We start from the raw sequence: 15,226 nt of genomic DNA on the forward strand, positions 1-15,226 counted from the left end.
ATAGTGAAACTGCAAATAAACGATCTAAAGTGCAAATAAAAATAGTAAAACTGCAAATAAAATTACCCAAACTGCAAATAAAATCATCAAATCTGCAAATAAGTCAGCAATAACCACTAATTTCATCCAATTATACTAATTATTTGATTCATTTTTGAAACGATATATTAAGAAATACTCAATTTTTATAAAGTTTTACACATTTTCTCGTAAGCCGATAGAACTGAAACTACTTTAATTGTTTAATCCGATAAATATTTGGACATCCTATATAACAACATACTTGGAAGGAGACTGCATCATGAGAATAAATAATCGTAATAGTCTAGGATCAGGTAGAAAAGGTGTCTTGAATATGGATTTTCATGAGTTTCAAAATAGGGGGCAAGAAACTAATTCACTAGAGATGGCGAGTGAGTTTGGCCTTACTTTAAGAGAAGTGCGTGATTTGAAAAGACAGCTAGAGCGTTCGTAAAAAATTTTTAACTGTTCTTGACATTTATTGTATCCGAACGTAAGATATAAAATAACATATTGATACATAATAACAATCCAAAGACGGAGAAAAGTAGGATAGGATCTCTTGGAGAGAGAGGGAGTGCCGTGGCTGAGAGCATTTCCACAAGTAGACTATTTGAAAGACACTCCCGAGGCTTTATTCTGAACGATTTCTAGTAAGGATAAACGTGAATCGGCGTTAACGATGAAAGTGGGAGAACATTTATTGTTCTTCAATTAGGGTGGCACCACGGGCTTATAACTCTCGTCCCTACTGATATTTATTTCAGTAGGCACGGGAGTTTTTTGTATTTATAAAGAGGTTTTTATTTAGGAGGATTTACAATGTCAATTAATATTCCAAGAGGTACTCAGGATATTTTACCTGGTACTGTTGAAAAGTGGCAGTATATTGAAAAATTTGCAAAAGATTTGTGTAATCGATACAACTATAGTGAAATTCGTACGCCAATGTTTGAGCATACTGAGTTATTCCTACGTGGTGTTGGTGATACAACGGATATCGTCCAAAAAGAAATGTATACTTTTACGGATCGTGGAAATCGTCAATTAACATTACGTCCAGAAGGAACGGCATCAATTGCTCGTTCTTATGTTGAACATAAAATGTACGGAAATAGTAGCCAACCTACAAAATTGTATTACATTGGTCCTATGTTCCGTTATGAGCGTCCACAAGCAGGTCGTTATCGTCAATTCGTACAATTTGGTATCGAAGCTTTAGGTAGTAATGATCCTTCAATCGATGCGGAAGTATTAGCACTTTCAATGGATTTATATCGTGGACTTGGATTGAAAAATGTTAAGTTAGTTATTAATAGTTTAGGTGATTTAGAAAGCCGTAAAGCACATCGTGAAGCGCTTGTGAATCATTTTAAACCTGTGGCACATGAGTTATGTGGCGACTGTAATACTCGTTTAGAGTCAAATCCATTACGAGTTTTAGATTGTAAAAAGGATCATAATCATCCTTCAATGAAGACAGCACCTTCAATTTTAGATTATTTAAATGAGGAATCTGTAAAGTACTTTGAAGCTGTTCAATCTTACTTAACTGCTATGAAGATTCCATTTGAAATTGATGCAAACTTAGTGCGTGGTTTAGATTACTATAATCACACGGTATTTGAAATCATGTTAGAAGGTAAAGGATTCGGTTCAATTTCAACATTAAGTGGCGGTGGTCGCTATAATGGTTTAGTTGAAGAAATCGGTGGTCCAAATACTCCAGGCATTGGCTTCGCATTAAGTATTGAGCGTTTATTATTAGCTCTTGAAACTGAAGAAATTGACCTTCCTATTCAGCAAGAGATGGATGTATTCCTAATTGGACTTGGAGACGAAGTGAAAAAAGAAGCAACAGCTATTTTATATCAATTACGTAAAGCTGGTCTTGTTTGTGAAAAAGATTATCAAGACCGTAAAATAAAAGCTCAGTTCAAAGCAGCTGAACGTTATAAATCAAAATTCGTAGCAGTTCTAGGTGAAGATGAATTATCACGAGGAGTTATTAATTTAAAGGACCAAGAAACTGGTGTACAAGAGGAAGTCGCATTAGACCTCTTTGTAAAATACGTAAGCTCTAAATAATCAAGTGGGGGAATTGAAAATGGAACAACGAACGCATTTATGTGGAGAACTAAGAGAATCACATATAGGTCAAAGTGTAACACTTAAAGGATGGGTACAAAAAAGACGTGATCTAGGTGGATTAATTTTCATTGATTTACGTGACCGTACTGGTCTTGTACAAATCGTTTTTAATCCTGAAACTTCAGGTGAAGCTTTAGCTTTAGCGGAAACTGTGCGTAATGAATTTATTCTTCATGTTCAAGGGCAAGTAGTATCTCGTGGTGAAGGTACAGTTAATACAAATCTTGCTACAGGAGCAATTGAAGTTTCTGCAGAAAAGCTTGAGATTATTAACAAAGCTAAAAATCCTCCATTTGCGATTGAAAATAAATCAGATGTTGCTGAAGATCTTCGTTTAAAATATCGTTATTTAGATTTACGTCGTCCGGTTATGTATGACACATTTAAATTACGTTCAAAAATTACAAAATCAGTTCGTGATTTCTTAGACGGTGAAGACTTCTTAGAAGTTGAAACGCCAATTTTAACGAAGAGTACACCTGAAGGAGCTCGTGACTATTTAGTACCTAGCCGTGTACATCCAGGTGAGTTTTATGCATTACCGCAATCACCTCAAATCTTTAAACAATTATTAATGGTTTCAGGTTTTGAGCGTTACTTCCAAATTGCTCGTTGCTTCCGTGACGAAGATTTACGTGCTGACCGTCAACCAGAATTTACTCAAATAGACATCGAAACTAGCTTCCTTTCTCAAGAGGAAATTATGGAGATGACTGAAAGAATGATGGTTAAAATGATGAAGGAAACAAAGGGTGTTGAATTAGTTACACCACTTCCTCGAATGAGCTATGATGAAGCGATGAATCGTTATGGTTCGGATAAACCAGATACTCGTTTTGGATTAGAGCTAATCGATGTTTCTTCTTTCGCAAAAGAAAGCGGATTTAAGGTATTTACTTCAGCTGTTGAAAATGGTGGCCAAGTAAAATGTTTAAACGTGAAAGGTCAAGCAGCAAAGTATTCTCGTAAAGACATCGATGGTCTTCAAGAATATGCTGGTCGTTATGGAGCGAAAGGCCTTGCTTGGTTAAAACTTGAAGAAGATGGTTTTAAAGGACCAATCGCAAAATTCTTTAGTGACGAAGAGTTTGCTACATTAAAATTAGCTGTAGAAGCTGAAGCTGGTGACTTGATTTTATTCGTAGCATCAGATGCTTCAGTAGTTGCAAACAGCTTAGGAGCACTTCGTTTAAAACTAGGAAAAGACTTAGATTTAATCGATCAATCGAAATTCAATTTCTTATGGGTTACTGAATGGCCTTTACTTGAGTACGATGCAGATTTAAACCGATATTTTGCTGCTCACCATCCATTCACATCACCTGTACGTGAAGATATTGCAAAATTAGATACTGATCCTGGTAGTGTAAAAGCACAAGCTTATGACTTAGTTCTAAATGGTTACGAGCTTGGTGGTGGGTCTGTACGTATTTATGAAAGAGACATACAAGAAAAAATGTTCAAATGCTTAGGATTCTCTGAAGAAGAAGCACAAGCTCAATTTGGTTTCTTAATGGAAGCATTTGAATATGGAACTCCACCACACGGCGGAATTGCGTTAGGTTTAGACCGTATTGTCATGTTACTTGCAGGTCGCACAAACTTACGTGATACAATTGCATTCCCTAAAACAGCGTCAGCAAGTTGCTTATTAACAGAAGCACCAAGCGCAGTTTCTTCTGCACAATTAGAAGAATTAGCGTTAAAAACAACTGTAGAAGAGTAAAATAAAAAGGAAGGGGAAAGGAATTTATTTTCTTAATCCTTTCCTTTTTCTTGTTGAAAGATTATTAAAATTCTTTATTTCTAAAATTCAAGCTTGATGGTAATAGCTTGTATCATGTATATTTAAATCATTGTAATCTGATTAAGATAGTGGGAGTTGAACAAATGTTACACCAATTTTCTCGTAATGAGCTTGCTTTTGGTAAAGCAGGTTTAGAGCGTTTACAAAACAGTACGGTTGCTATTTTAGGTATTGGAGGAGTTGGATCATTCTCTGCAGAGGCTTTAGCTCGTTCTGGAGTCGGTCGTTTAATACTAGTCGATAAAGATGTAATCGATATAACAAACGTGAATAGACAAATTCATGCTTTATTATCAACGGTTGGAGAACCTAAAGTAGAAATGATGAAACAACGTATTCTAGAAATCAATCCTGAATGCGATGTCATAACACATAGAATGTTTTATACAGAAGAAACATTTGAAAAGTTTTTCGAAATTCCATTAGATTATGTAATTGATGCTTCTGATACGATTACATATAAAATTCATTTAATTAAAGAGTGTCGCCGTCGAGGAATTCCACTTATTTCAAGTATGGGTGCTGCTAATAAGATGGATCCAACAAGATTTAAAATTGCAGATATTTCTAAAACAACACATGATCCGATTGCAAAGGTTATTCGAACAAAGCTGCGCAAAGAAGGTATTCAAAAAGGGGTAACAGTTGTCTTTTCAGATGAAAGCCCTATTGTCATTCGTGAAGATGTACGTAAAGAAATCGTACCAGATGAAAATACAAAAATTCGTAAAGCAAAAATGCCACCATCTTCAAACGCATTTGTCCCTTCAGTTGCTGGCTTAATCGCGGCAAGTCATGCTGTACGTGAATTAATAAAAGATATTGAAATTAAACGTGTAGGTAAAGAATAAAAAAATTAGTGGTAGTCAGACTGTAGGAATTAATTTCCTACAGTTTTTTTATTTATAAATGCAAAAACTAACCTTAAAGTAGGAGGTGTTTGATGTTGAATAGAACATTGAAAGTATGTTGTGCTTTCGGATTATCATTAACAATTTTATCTGCCTGTAGTAGTACGAACAACATGGAAAAAGATCGAACTCAGCATAATGTAGATAATTTATCCAATCGGTTAAATGTTTTATATAAAAAGAAAGATAATGTCGTCAAGAAGAAAGGTAAAGTTGGCAAAGACGGTGTTGTTAACGATATGGAATCAATTGAAATGAATAAGCGAAAACCTAATAAGTAAAAAAAGAAACCCTCAAGAAATTGGGGGTTTCAAACTGCTCGCTTTCTTTTGTTTCGGCTGTTTTGTGATGCTCAAAAAGAATCTGTGTAATTTTCTTAAAGCTGTTACATATTTATGTCTTTTTCATTTTTATTTGTACTTTTATGCCTGCGAACAAATCTACGACCAATTAAAGAAATCACTACAAGCGAAATAACAAGTAGGAATATTTGAATTGTTGATAAGTTAAAATATTTTGCACCAGTTACAATCAAAAGTGTAGAGAATGTACCTTTAATAATAAAAAATATAATAATCCATAAACCGCCTTTTTTCCAATTCATTTTATTATACTCCTTACTACTGCATTCGATTTATTAATTAATTATACAATAGTACAAGTTAGAAAATACGGTAAATGTATTACAGTATTTTGTCTAAATTAATCAGCTAAATTGATCAATACATCTTGTTTCTTTTGGATCAGCATTTTTAAATTGATTATTTTCTTGTACAATTCCTCATTTTCTTTTTTTATTTTCATGACCTTTTCTTTTAAAATGAAATTTTGTTCAATGATTTGGGTATTTGGTTGTAAATTCGTTAAGAATTGAATGACTATATCTAAATTTAATGAATGATTATTTATAGGTGTTTCGATGATTTGGTTTTTCTCCTCTAATTCAGTGCTTTGATTTGTTGATAGTTTTCGGTATCTAGATGCACATGCGGCTTTTGTCCGATTGACAATATTTGCGACCATTTCAAATGCTTCTTGCTTCGATTTACCTTTGCTTTCATAATTGTTTACTAGTTCAATTAATGTATTTTCATCCTCTATGGACCATTTAGATTTAGGAATATTCATTTTTTCACCTTCTTGAATTCATCTATTATTATCATCACCAATTAATTTGTTTAGTAATGAGAAATATTTTCTAGTGCAGATGAAAAATGTTTCCAATTCATTTACAATAGAAAAAAGAGTTTGTTAAAAGGAGGGTGAAAAATGAGTCATGAACCTCTAGCATACCGTATGAGACCTAGGACAATTGATGAATTGATCGGTCAAGAAAAAATAATCGGAAAAGAATCAGCGTTATATCGATTAATACATAATGGGCGAGTGCCTTCAATGTTAATACATGGAGAACCAGGAATTGGCAAGACTTCATTTGCCCATGCTATTGCTGGTACAGTTGATAAACGATTTGTCACTGTAAATGCTACTACTTCTGGGAAAAAGGAACTTGAGGATATCGTACATGAAGCAAAAATGTTCGGTGAGATCATTCTTTTTGCTGATGAAATTCATCGTTGGTCGAAGCTGCAGCAGGATTATTTATTATCGTATGTAGAAAGTGGATTTATTACTTTAATTGGAGCGACAACTGAGAATCCATACCACGATGTTAACAGTGCGATTAGAAGTCGCTGTAACCATATATTAAAATTAGAGCCTCTCTTGCCAAAGCATATTTATAAACTATTAGATAAGGCCTTAAGAGATGAAGATCGAGGATTAGGAAATTTACAAATTCAAATTTCTGAGGAACAAATATTAAAAATAGCTCATGGAGTGAATGGGGATGCAAGATCATCCTTAAATATATTAGAATCAATTGTTTATGGTTCACCAAAAGAATCAGACGGTACAATTGTAGTACAAGATGAAATCATTGATGAGTTCCTTCGATCGAAAGGATTTAATCATGATAAAAATGGAGACTTTCACTACGATACATTGTCTGGATTTCAAAAAAGTATTCGTGGAAGTGACGTGAATGGGGCGCTTTATTATTTAGCAAGGTTGATTGAAGCGGGTGATATAACTAGTATTATCCGTAGACTATTAGTTATTGCATACGAAGATATCGGATTAGCTGGTGATCCATGGAAGGTTGTACTAGCTTGTGAAGCAGCAAAACAAGTTGGTTTTCCTGAAGCGAGAATTATACTCTCAAATGCGGTAATTGAACTTTGTTTATCATCGAAATCTAATTCAAGTGTTACATCAATTGATCGCGCATTAAATGATGTGAGAAGTGGGCTACATGATGATATTCCTGCACATTTAAAGGATAGTCATTACGCTGGGGCAAAAGATATGGGTCATGGAATTGGCTATATTTATCCACATGATCATCCATTAGGTAATTTTGGTGGATGGGTAAATCAACAATATCTTCCAGACCGACTCGTTAATCAAATTTACTATAAACCAAAAGATGCTGGTAACGAAAAACGTTATGGGGCTATATTTGAAAAACTACAGCAATTCAAGAAGGATCGAAAATAAAAAGGAAGCTCGATTTAAGCGAGTGTATTCGCTTAATCGAGCTTCCTTTTATTATGTTTCTTTAAAATGATCCACTCAATAATGATAAAATTAAGTAATAAGCCTACCCATATATTCACGTTTAAGGCTACTTCGACCATTTTCTCTCTTCCACCAGGTATATGCATTCCATTTAGCAAGAAGTAAGCTAAAAATAAAATAGGTACTAAAATTCTAGCACTAACTGCAACTAAAGTAATCCCCATACTTCGAATCATCCAGATTTTGTGATCAATATAATTTTTCTTCTTAATGCTATACACACCTTGAAATGTAGTAAAGATCCAAAGTAATGTTAAAGCAAGAAAAGACGTTGCCCGAGTAAAGTCCTCAACATAAAAAATGACAATAAACGCTAAAAGTCCGCTTATGTAAACACTTATAAAGTAAACTTTTCCAATCATTCTATGGATTTGCGGATTACGATTTCGAATACTTTTAACAAATTGTAAGAAACCAGTAATTAGAGCTATCAACGCAAAAAAGATATGTGCTATTAGAGCAGGGTACTGTATTGAAGTAGAAGATATTTGAATACGACTATTTTCTGGATTAAATAAAAAATAAGGAACTATAAATGGAATCATGACACAAAGAGAGAGAATAAATAAAATCCACCAAGTTTTTTTTGAATACATCAAATCTGCCTCCATTATAAAATCTAGCATCATCATAACACCGTAATATGAACCGAGCATGAATAAAAAAAGCCGAGATTTTTTTCTCGGCTTTAAGCACTGACATCATTTTCAAAAACTTCAACAATTGGAGTTTCAACTAAATGATTAGTTAATAATTTTATTTCAAAGAAAAGGAGTTCTGGTTTAATAAAAATTGAAGGAATAGATAGAATTTCCTTGTCCTCCTTATCATAGAAAACAATATAATTTACTTTTCTTTGATAAGCTGCCATTTTCCCTTCATTTTTACCCCATTTTCGGAGCTCGATTTTCATTCGATTTATTTTATGGAGCTCGATTGACTTTATTTCATTTCCTTTTTTAAAGGTTAATTGTCTAGTTGTTAAAATCACTTTTGACCCTTTTCGTAGCTGGATTGTTGCATACAATTTAAACAAGAAAACAATCCATAGTACAGATAGTAATAAAAAATAAAATGGATCGTGATTTCCGAAAGCAGTACCTGTACGAATGGCAGTTAAAAAACCTAAGAAGTACGTGCCAAAGTGCCAGCTTGGCTTTGATTCTAATATGACTTCTTGACCTAATTTATCGTTTTCGGTTTTATTTAGTAATTCAAGTTGTTCTTTATGTTCATCCAGCGTATATTTGTCCCAACTCGTAAACGCTGTAATTGTTTCATCAATAAATCTAGGACTTGGGATTTGTTCAGTAATATAGGCTCCTACATATGCTGCCATCCAATCTTTTTCGTCCCAGTTTTCTTGGTTACTACGAAATCTAGTTAAATAATAAGTTACTTCTTCTTCATAATAGTTTGCAGTATCAAATCGTTTAACGACTTCAATATCATCAGGGATGACCCCAAAATCCTCATGAGAAATCAAATAAAGAAACAATCTGTTTTTTACAAAACTATATTGATGCTCTTCGGTAAACGAATACATCTTATTTTTTGACCCTTCATTAAGCTTTGTATAAAACCAAATGGCAGATTCAATATTGTGAGCACAATAGTCGAGTATTTCTTTTTCAATCTGAACGTCTTGCTCCATTAATGAGATAACGGCATCAATTTTTAAATACGGGTCTTTAAAATCAATTGCCTCTTCTAAATAGCCATGCATAAAATCATCATAATAAAATTGCATTAATTGAAGACAAATACCCATTTCAGTACGAACAAATAAGTATGATTCCTTCCAAGCTTGGTAAACGTATTTTAAGTCATAATCGTTATCATAATTTAAATATGAATCGCGTTTAAACTGGTAATAGTGTTTAATTTGTTCTTTTACATAATCGGCTTCATCAGATGTAAAAGAAAGAGATATTGAATTTCTATGACACAATAGAATTAAATGGAATATCGATATAGCGGTTTCAGTATTTTCAATTAAATGTAGTAATTTTTTTACTAAATGAGGAGTCCAATTTGTCTCTTCAAAAATGAACTGTACATCAATTTCTAGTGAAAATTGTAAAACATATTTATCGATTAGTCGTATATAAACATCTCTAGCTAAGTCTGATTTAAGATTTATTAATAAATAAAGTGATTGAAGTTTTGCTCGTTCACTGTATGCCTCGAAATTCTGTTCGATTGGAATGATCAATTCTTGTATTTCGAACTCTGAACAAAATCCAACTAGATGATAGCTTCCATCATCCCAATCCTCTTTTGATTTTGGGAAGTTTCCGCCGGCTTCCTCTAATAAATAAATTAAAGATTCGATCGAAGCACCAGAACCTAAAGACTTCCTAAGTTGGTCTATTCCTTTTGCCCGCTGATATAAATCTTGATGGTGTAGTTGTTTTACGATAGTCTTGAATTTTCTTTGTACAGCCAACTTATTACCTCCTATAGCAGCTTTGTAATTCAAATATATCATAATAAGGTTATTGGGAAATAGTTAATTAGACTTATAGTTTTTTAGTTCAAATATTATTGCAGGACTATTAACTTGTTTTTTGTCACAATTGGATAATTTTTACAAGATTGTTTTGATAATTTTTTTTCAAGCTTTTATAATAATAAGTACAAGCTGTTCATACTTTAATATAGAACTTGTCCAATCCTAGCGATCATTTCGATTAAGTTATATTCGAAACGAAAGTAGGAATTTTTTTTGTACCTAAAATTAAGAATGGAGGATGAACATGGTTAAGCTCTATGTCTTGGCGATCGTCATTGGTGGAGTGACCGGATTTATTTTTCACATCCTGTTTAACAAAGGTACGATTATGCTCCCGGTGAGAAGAAAGAAAGGCTTTTATTTAGGATTTCTTGCGGATATTTTATTTGGAGCAACAGCCTCGACATTATTTGTTTCTTTATTTATACCAGAGAATATGTTAAAAGATATGCGTATGGTAATTGGATACTGTATATTAGCTGGCCTCTCATCACAGAGCTTTCTTTTAAGTAGGGCACTTAACACTGAACGGGAAAGGGTAAGTTCGCTGCATAATATTTCGAAGCAAATAGTATAGTAGTTTCAATAATATTCTTAGCTGAAATGAAGGAGGCATGTAATGAGGTTAGTGCTAACACCTGAAGAGAAAGCGATTTATTTAGATTTATTAGAGGACTTATTAAATGCTGATACTGAATACGAAATAAAAAGCATCGAATTCAACATCTTAAATTTTTTAAATAACATAAAAGATTTTAGAAAAAATGTTGAAGATTTCGATGAAAAAGCAGCAACAGCTCAATTCGTTCGGGCTGGAAAGTTGAAAAGTTAAGAAAAATATTAAAAGAAATAGTACCGTAAATATTGTCGCAATTATTATAATAAAAAATGAATTGCCTTTCTATTAATTTACATTAATTCTAATAAAAGAGGTATTTGAAAAACATTAGCCATGAAAAAACTGGAACTCTATAAAAAGAGTTCCAGTTTTTTTTAGTTAACACCAAGTTTTGCTTTAATTGTTTGTCCATACATCTCTTGAACTGGGCTTGGTATATTTAACACATAATCATTTTCTTTTAATAGTAATTTAAAGTCTTAAGCATCTGTAGTACCATCAAAGTTTATGTCTGTGTTTCGTTTGTTTTTGTTCCAATTCGCTTCAAATAATACAGATTATTTACAACAATGGAGGAGTAAATTTGAAAATTTAATCTTTGTTAATCAGAAAAACTAAAACATATTTATATACGATTTTTAAGATAGATATTATACTTTTCCAATTGGATTAGGTGTGTTTTTTCCCTGACATGTGAATTTATAGTATAAATAGTGTACAATAATTGTATTACTACAGTTTAAAAATAGGATAAAACAGATAAAAATAAGAGATACAGTTTATTGAACGGAGTGAATTCATGAAGATTTCAACTAAGGGAAGATATGGACTAACAGTTATGATTGAATTAGCGAAAAGATATTGTGATAAACCAATTTCGCTTAAGAGTATTGCAAAAGCACAGAATCTTTCTGAGCATTATTTAGAGCAAATTATTTCATTATTACGTAATGCGGGATTAGTTAAGAGTATTCGAGGTGCATATGGCGGGTATATTTTAACAAAAGAACCAAATGAAATCTCAGCGGGAGAAGTTATTACTGCGCTTGAAGGCTCATTATCACCGATCGAAAATATTGAAGATGAAAATCCTGCCCAAAGAGAGCTATGGTCTCGTGTTCAAAAAGCGATCAATGAAGTTTTGGACCATACTACTCTTGAAGATTTAGCTAAGTTAGAATCTGATGATTTGAATGGATATATGTTTTATATTTAAGCTCGTTTATTGTATTGTTGCATGTTAAGAAATGTAACTTTTATGAAAGAAGTGTTTGAGGCGGCAAGTGCTTATTAAAAATGTGGATGAAATGCTCGGAAAAGGAAATTAGTTAAATCCTAACCTCTTTTTCCGAGATTTCCCAACTCATGTACTGTACGCTTCATAAAGAAAGGATTTAATAAAAATGGAACGTATTTATGTAGATCATGCTGCGACTTCTCCGATGCATACAGAAGTAATCGAAAAGATGGTTGTAGAAATGCAAGAAACTTTTGGAAACCCATCGAGTATTCATTCTTTTGGACGACAAGCTCGTCAAAAAATTGATACCGCGCGCATGGTTTGTGCTAATAGTATAGGAGCAAAAGCTAACGAAATTATTTTTACAAGCGGTGGAACAGAAAGTGATAATCTTGCTGTGCGTGGAGTTGCATATGCAAATCAAAAATATGGTAAGCACATTATTACCTCAAGTATTGAGCATCATGCTATATTACATACATGTCAGGCTCTTGAAAAGGAAGGCTTTGAGGTAACGTATTTACCAGTTGATGAAACAGGTCGTGTGAAGATCGAATCTGTAAAGGCGGCACTACGTGAGGATACTATTTTAGTATCGATTATGATGGTTAATAATGAAGTCGGAACAGTACAGCCAATCAAGGAAATTGGTGAGCTTCTTAGAAATCATAAAGCTCATTTTCATACTGATGCAGTCCAAGCTTATGGCTTGATTCCAATAAATGTTGAAGAACTTGGTGTAGACTTTTTATCAATTTCTTCACATAAAATAAATGGTCCTAAAGGTGTAGGATTTTTATATATAAGCGAAAATGCAATCTTTACACAACTGCAATTTGGTGGACAGCAGGAGCGAAAACGTCGTGCTGGTACAGAAAATGTGCCCGGTATTGTTGGGCTAGCTAAAGCTGTTGAATTAATTCATATTGAAAGAGAACAACGTGTAGAAAGCTATTTACGTTTTCAAGAAATCTTAATGAATGTTCTAAAAGAAAATGGCATTCACTTTGAAAAAAATGGAAATGAGACGTTTTTTGCACCGCATGTGTTAAACTTATCTTTTGATGATATTTCAATTGAATCATTTTTGGTAAATCTTGATTTATCAGGTGTAGCAGCATCAAGTGGATCTGCTTGTACAGCCGGTAGTATTGATCCATCACATGTTCTAGTTGAAATGTTTGGAATTGATTCACCAAAAATACGTTCTTCGGTGCGTTTTAGCTTTGGTTATGGTAATACAGACGAACAAATTCGTTTAGTTGGAGAACGCGTATCTTCAATTGTAAAACGATTAGTTAAAATATAAATTTTTTAAATGCGAGAGGATAATATTGATGAATAAAAAAGATCCAAAAGACACTCGCGTAGTAGTTGGGATGTCAGGTGGTGTAGATTCATCTGTGACGGCATATTTATTGAAACAACAAGGATATGATGTCATCGGGATTTTCATGAAAAACTGGGATGACACAGATGAATTTGGCGTATGTACAGCAACTGAAGATTATGAAGATGTAATTGCAGTTTGTAATCAAATCGGAATTCCGTATTATGCAGTGAACTTTGAAAAGCAATATTGGGATAAAGTGTTTACTTATTTTTTAGATGAATATAAAAAAGGTAGAACACCAAACCCTGATGTAATGTGTAATAAAGAAATTAAATTTAAAGCCTTTCTTGAACATGCAATGGAACTTGGAGCGGATTATGTAGCAACTGGACACTATGCTGGAGTTGAGTATCGTGACGGTGAATTTAAAATGTTACGAGGGATTGATAGCAATAAAGATCAAACATATTTCCTAAATCAGCTTGGCCAAGAACAACTTTCTAAAGTTATGTTTCCTCTTGGAGGTTATTTAAAGCCTGAAATTCGTAAAATTGCTGAGGAAGCAGATTTAGCGACAGCTAAGAAAAAAGACAGCACTGGAATTTGCTTTATTGGTGAGCGTAACTTTAAAGAATTTCTAAGTAATTATTTACCTGCTCAACCTGGCGAAATGAGAACGATGAGCGGGGAAGTTAAAGGGAAACATGATGGACTAATGTACTATACAATTGGACAACGTCATGGCCTTGGAATTGGTGGGAATGGCGACCCTTGGTTTGTAGTAGGAAAAGACTTAGAAAATAATGTTTTATTAGTTGAACAAGGTTTTCACAATGAGTTACTTTATAGTAATGAAGTACTTGCTTCTGATATTAGTTGGACTTCAGAAATGCCAAAAGAAGGTCCATTTACATGTACTGCTAAATTCCGTTATCGCTCAGAAGATAACGAAGTAACAGTGCATATTTTAGACGATAACTCAGTAAGAATTCTTTGCCATGAAAAAATTCGTGCAATCACTCCAGGACAAGCAGTTGTATTCTATGATGGAACAGACTGTTTAGGTGGAGGAACGATTGATCGTGCATTTATCGATGGTGAGGAATTAACTTACTTAAGATAATCTATTTACCCCAGCCAAGGATGGTTGGGGTTGTTTTATTTTAGGGAAAAGTAAATAAAATACTATAACAAAATTGAAGAAACGTTCCTTTGAAATGTATTCATTGGTGTGATAGTGTTAAATAGAAAGATTTGGTTATTTCATAAACTTAGTAGTTATGATTAAAAGATAAAATAATTGAAAGAAAATACATAGAGGTGTTATACATGAATAATTTTGAACGCGGAGTTGCAGCCCTTCAAGAAGGAAACTTAGAAGTTGCAGCTAATTTTTTAACGAAAGAAATAGAAGAAAATCCTACTAACTCATTAGCATATGTTAATTTTGGTCAGCTTTTACTATCAATGGGCGATGTAGAACGAGCTTGTCGCTTTTTTGAAAAAGCTTTAGAAATTGATCCAGAACTAGCAGCTGCACACTACGCTGTCGGAACAGTGTATTTTGAGGATGGAAAGTTTGATTTAGCAAAAAATCATTTTCAACATTGTGTGAAACTTGGCATGAATGATAGTGATGTACATTTTATGATTGGATTATGCTGTGTAAATAATGGAGATGATCGTTTTGCACTTCCATTTTTTCAACGAGCAATTGAGCTAGACGAAAAAGACGTAGATGCACTATTCCAATATGGTCTTACTTTAGCAAAATTAGAAATGTTAGATGAAGCAAAAGTAAATTTAGAAAAGGTATTACAATTAGATGAACATCATGCTGATGCACACTACAATTTAGGTATCATTGCGATGTTTAATGATCATGTTGAAATTGCTAAAGATCATTTTAATAAAGCGATTGAAAATCAAGATGATCACATGCTTGCAATGCATGCATTAAAAGTGATTGAAAATAAAGAAGAAGAATAA

The 15,226-nt window shown here is 33.3% G+C and carries 16 protein-coding genes and 1 other annotated feature; of the genes, 12 read left to right on the forward strand and 4 right to left on the reverse strand.

Going from position 1 to position 15,226, the window contains the following annotated elements; all coding sequences use genetic code 11:
• Window positions 1-301 precede the first annotated feature (301 nt).
• From CN601_RS26720 to CN601_RS00670, 5 genes are all read left to right on the forward strand, one after another.
• A complete protein-coding gene (locus CN601_RS26720) occupies window positions 302-475 on the forward strand; it encodes a hypothetical protein (protein ID WP_098121829.1) in 174 nt (57 codons plus the stop codon).
• A 71-nt stretch (window positions 476-546) separates the two neighbouring features.
• Window positions 547-774 (forward strand) — a binding site (T-box leader).
• A gap of 69 nt (window positions 775-843) precedes the next feature.
• Entirely contained in the window at window positions 844-2,109 is a 1,266-nt protein-coding gene (gene hisS / locus CN601_RS00655) for a histidine--tRNA ligase (RefSeq protein ID WP_098169671.1), read from the forward strand.
• Between the two features lie 19 nt (window positions 2,110-2,128).
• Window positions 2,129-3,898, forward strand: a complete 1,770-nt coding sequence (gene aspS, locus CN601_RS00660; protein ID WP_098169672.1) for an aspartate--tRNA ligase — start codon at window positions 2,129-2,131, stop codon at window positions 3,896-3,898.
• 164 nt (window positions 3,899-4,062) lie between these two features.
• Window positions 4,063-4,830: a tRNA threonylcarbamoyladenosine dehydratase gene (locus CN601_RS00665; RefSeq protein WP_098121826.1), complete on the forward strand. Its 768-nt coding sequence runs from the start codon at window positions 4,063-4,065 to the stop codon at window positions 4,828-4,830.
• 92 nt (window positions 4,831-4,922) lie between these two features.
• Window positions 4,923-5,171 (forward strand): hypothetical protein, encoded by a 249-nt coding sequence (locus CN601_RS00670; protein ID WP_098121825.1) that lies wholly within the window; start codon window positions 4,923-4,925, stop codon window positions 5,169-5,171.
• Window positions 5,172-5,275: 104 nt separating this feature from the next.
• Here CN601_RS00670 and CN601_RS00675 read toward each other — a convergent pair whose 3' ends face one another.
• Both CN601_RS00675 and CN601_RS00680 read right to left on the reverse strand, forming a co-directional pair.
• Window positions 5,276-5,494, reverse strand: a complete 219-nt coding sequence (locus CN601_RS00675; protein ID WP_098169673.1) for a hypothetical protein — start codon at window positions 5,492-5,494, stop codon at window positions 5,276-5,278.
• A 98-nt stretch (window positions 5,495-5,592) separates the two neighbouring features.
• Entirely contained in the window at window positions 5,593-6,018 is a 426-nt protein-coding gene (locus CN601_RS00680; RefSeq protein ID WP_098169674.1) for a Myb-like DNA-binding domain-containing protein, read from the reverse strand.
• A 141-nt stretch (window positions 6,019-6,159) separates the two neighbouring features.
• Between CN601_RS00680 and CN601_RS00685 the strand changes: the two genes are divergently transcribed.
• A complete protein-coding gene (locus tag CN601_RS00685; RefSeq protein ID WP_098169675.1) occupies window positions 6,160-7,449 on the forward strand; it encodes a replication-associated recombination protein A in 1,290 nt (429 codons plus the stop codon).
• Between the two features lie 32 nt (window positions 7,450-7,481).
• On the opposite strand, the gene CN601_RS00690 is transcribed toward CN601_RS00685, so the two are convergent.
• Window positions 7,482-8,126, reverse strand: a complete 645-nt coding sequence (locus tag CN601_RS00690; RefSeq protein WP_098169676.1) for a DUF2306 domain-containing protein — start codon at window positions 8,124-8,126, stop codon at window positions 7,482-7,484.
• Between the two features lie 92 nt (window positions 8,127-8,218).
• Window positions 8,219-9,979, reverse strand: coding sequence for a hypothetical protein (locus CN601_RS00695; protein ID WP_098169677.1), 1,761 nt, complete (start codon window positions 9,977-9,979; stop codon window positions 8,219-8,221).
• Between the two features lie 310 nt (window positions 9,980-10,289).
• Between CN601_RS00695 and CN601_RS00700 the strand changes: the two genes are divergently transcribed.
• The 6 genes from CN601_RS00700 (at window position 10,290) to CN601_RS00725 (ending at window position 15,226) form a co-directional block, all read left to right on the forward strand.
• Window positions 10,290-10,622: a DUF4257 domain-containing protein gene (locus CN601_RS00700; protein WP_172447414.1), complete on the forward strand. Its 333-nt coding sequence runs from the start codon at window positions 10,290-10,292 to the stop codon at window positions 10,620-10,622.
• A gap of 42 nt (window positions 10,623-10,664) precedes the next feature.
• Window positions 10,665-10,877 (forward strand): hypothetical protein, encoded by a 213-nt coding sequence (locus CN601_RS00705; protein WP_098121818.1) that lies wholly within the window; start codon window positions 10,665-10,667, stop codon window positions 10,875-10,877.
• A gap of 586 nt (window positions 10,878-11,463) precedes the next feature.
• A complete protein-coding gene (cymR, locus tag CN601_RS00710) occupies window positions 11,464-11,880 on the forward strand; it encodes a cysteine metabolism transcriptional regulator CymR (protein WP_098121816.1) in 417 nt (138 codons plus the stop codon).
• Window positions 11,881-12,067: 187 nt separating this feature from the next.
• Window positions 12,068-13,213, forward strand: a complete 1,146-nt coding sequence (locus tag CN601_RS00715; RefSeq protein ID WP_098169678.1) for a cysteine desulfurase family protein — start codon at window positions 12,068-12,070, stop codon at window positions 13,211-13,213.
• 28 nt (window positions 13,214-13,241) lie between these two features.
• On the forward strand, window positions 13,242-14,360 hold the full coding sequence (gene mnmA, locus CN601_RS00720) for a tRNA 2-thiouridine(34) synthase MnmA (protein ID WP_098121814.1): 1,119 nt from the start codon (window positions 13,242-13,244) through the stop codon (window positions 14,358-14,360).
• 206 nt (window positions 14,361-14,566) lie between these two features.
• Window positions 14,567-15,226 (forward strand): tetratricopeptide repeat protein, encoded by a 660-nt coding sequence (locus CN601_RS00725; protein WP_098169679.1) that lies wholly within the window; start codon window positions 14,567-14,569, stop codon window positions 15,224-15,226.

Origin of the sequence: Bacillus sp. AFS017336, from assembly GCF_002555445.1 — a bacterium.
Classification (GTDB): domain Bacteria; phylum Bacillota; class Bacilli; order Bacillales; family Bacillaceae_G; genus Gottfriedia.

Coding starts and splice junctions, on each gene's coding strand:
- CN601_RS00715 (WP_098169678.1), top strand. CDS start 12,068: ATGGAACGTATTTATGTAGATCATGCTGCGACTTCTCCGATGCATACA.
- CN601_RS00665 (WP_098121826.1), top strand. CDS start 4,063: ATGTTACACCAATTTTCTCGTAATGAGCTTGCTTTTGGTAAAGCAGGT.
- CN601_RS00675 (WP_098169673.1), bottom strand. CDS start 5,494: ATGAATTGGAAAAAAGGCGGTTTATGGATTATTATATTTTTTATTATT.
- CN601_RS00700 (WP_172447414.1), top strand. CDS start 10,290: ATGGTTAAGCTCTATGTCTTGGCGATCGTCATTGGTGGAGTGACCGGA.
- CN601_RS00670 (WP_098121825.1), top strand. CDS start 4,923: ATGTTGAATAGAACATTGAAAGTATGTTGTGCTTTCGGATTATCATTA.
- hisS (WP_098169671.1), top strand. CDS start 844: ATGTCAATTAATATTCCAAGAGGTACTCAGGATATTTTACCTGGTACT.
- CN601_RS00690 (WP_098169676.1), bottom strand. CDS start 8,126: ATGTATTCAAAAAAAACTTGGTGGATTTTATTTATTCTCTCTCTTTGT.
- CN601_RS26720 (WP_098121829.1), top strand. CDS start 302: ATGAGAATAAATAATCGTAATAGTCTAGGATCAGGTAGAAAAGGTGTC.
- CN601_RS00725 (WP_098169679.1), top strand. CDS start 14,567: ATGAATAATTTTGAACGCGGAGTTGCAGCCCTTCAAGAAGGAAACTTA.
- CN601_RS00705 (WP_098121818.1), top strand. CDS start 10,665: ATGAGGTTAGTGCTAACACCTGAAGAGAAAGCGATTTATTTAGATTTA.
- mnmA (WP_098121814.1), top strand. CDS start 13,242: ATGAATAAAAAAGATCCAAAAGACACTCGCGTAGTAGTTGGGATGTCA.
- CN601_RS00680 (WP_098169674.1), bottom strand. CDS start 6,018: ATGAATATTCCTAAATCTAAATGGTCCATAGAGGATGAAAATACATTA.
- aspS (WP_098169672.1), top strand. CDS start 2,129: ATGGAACAACGAACGCATTTATGTGGAGAACTAAGAGAATCACATATA.
- CN601_RS00685 (WP_098169675.1), top strand. CDS start 6,160: ATGAGTCATGAACCTCTAGCATACCGTATGAGACCTAGGACAATTGAT.
- cymR (WP_098121816.1), top strand. CDS start 11,464: ATGAAGATTTCAACTAAGGGAAGATATGGACTAACAGTTATGATTGAA.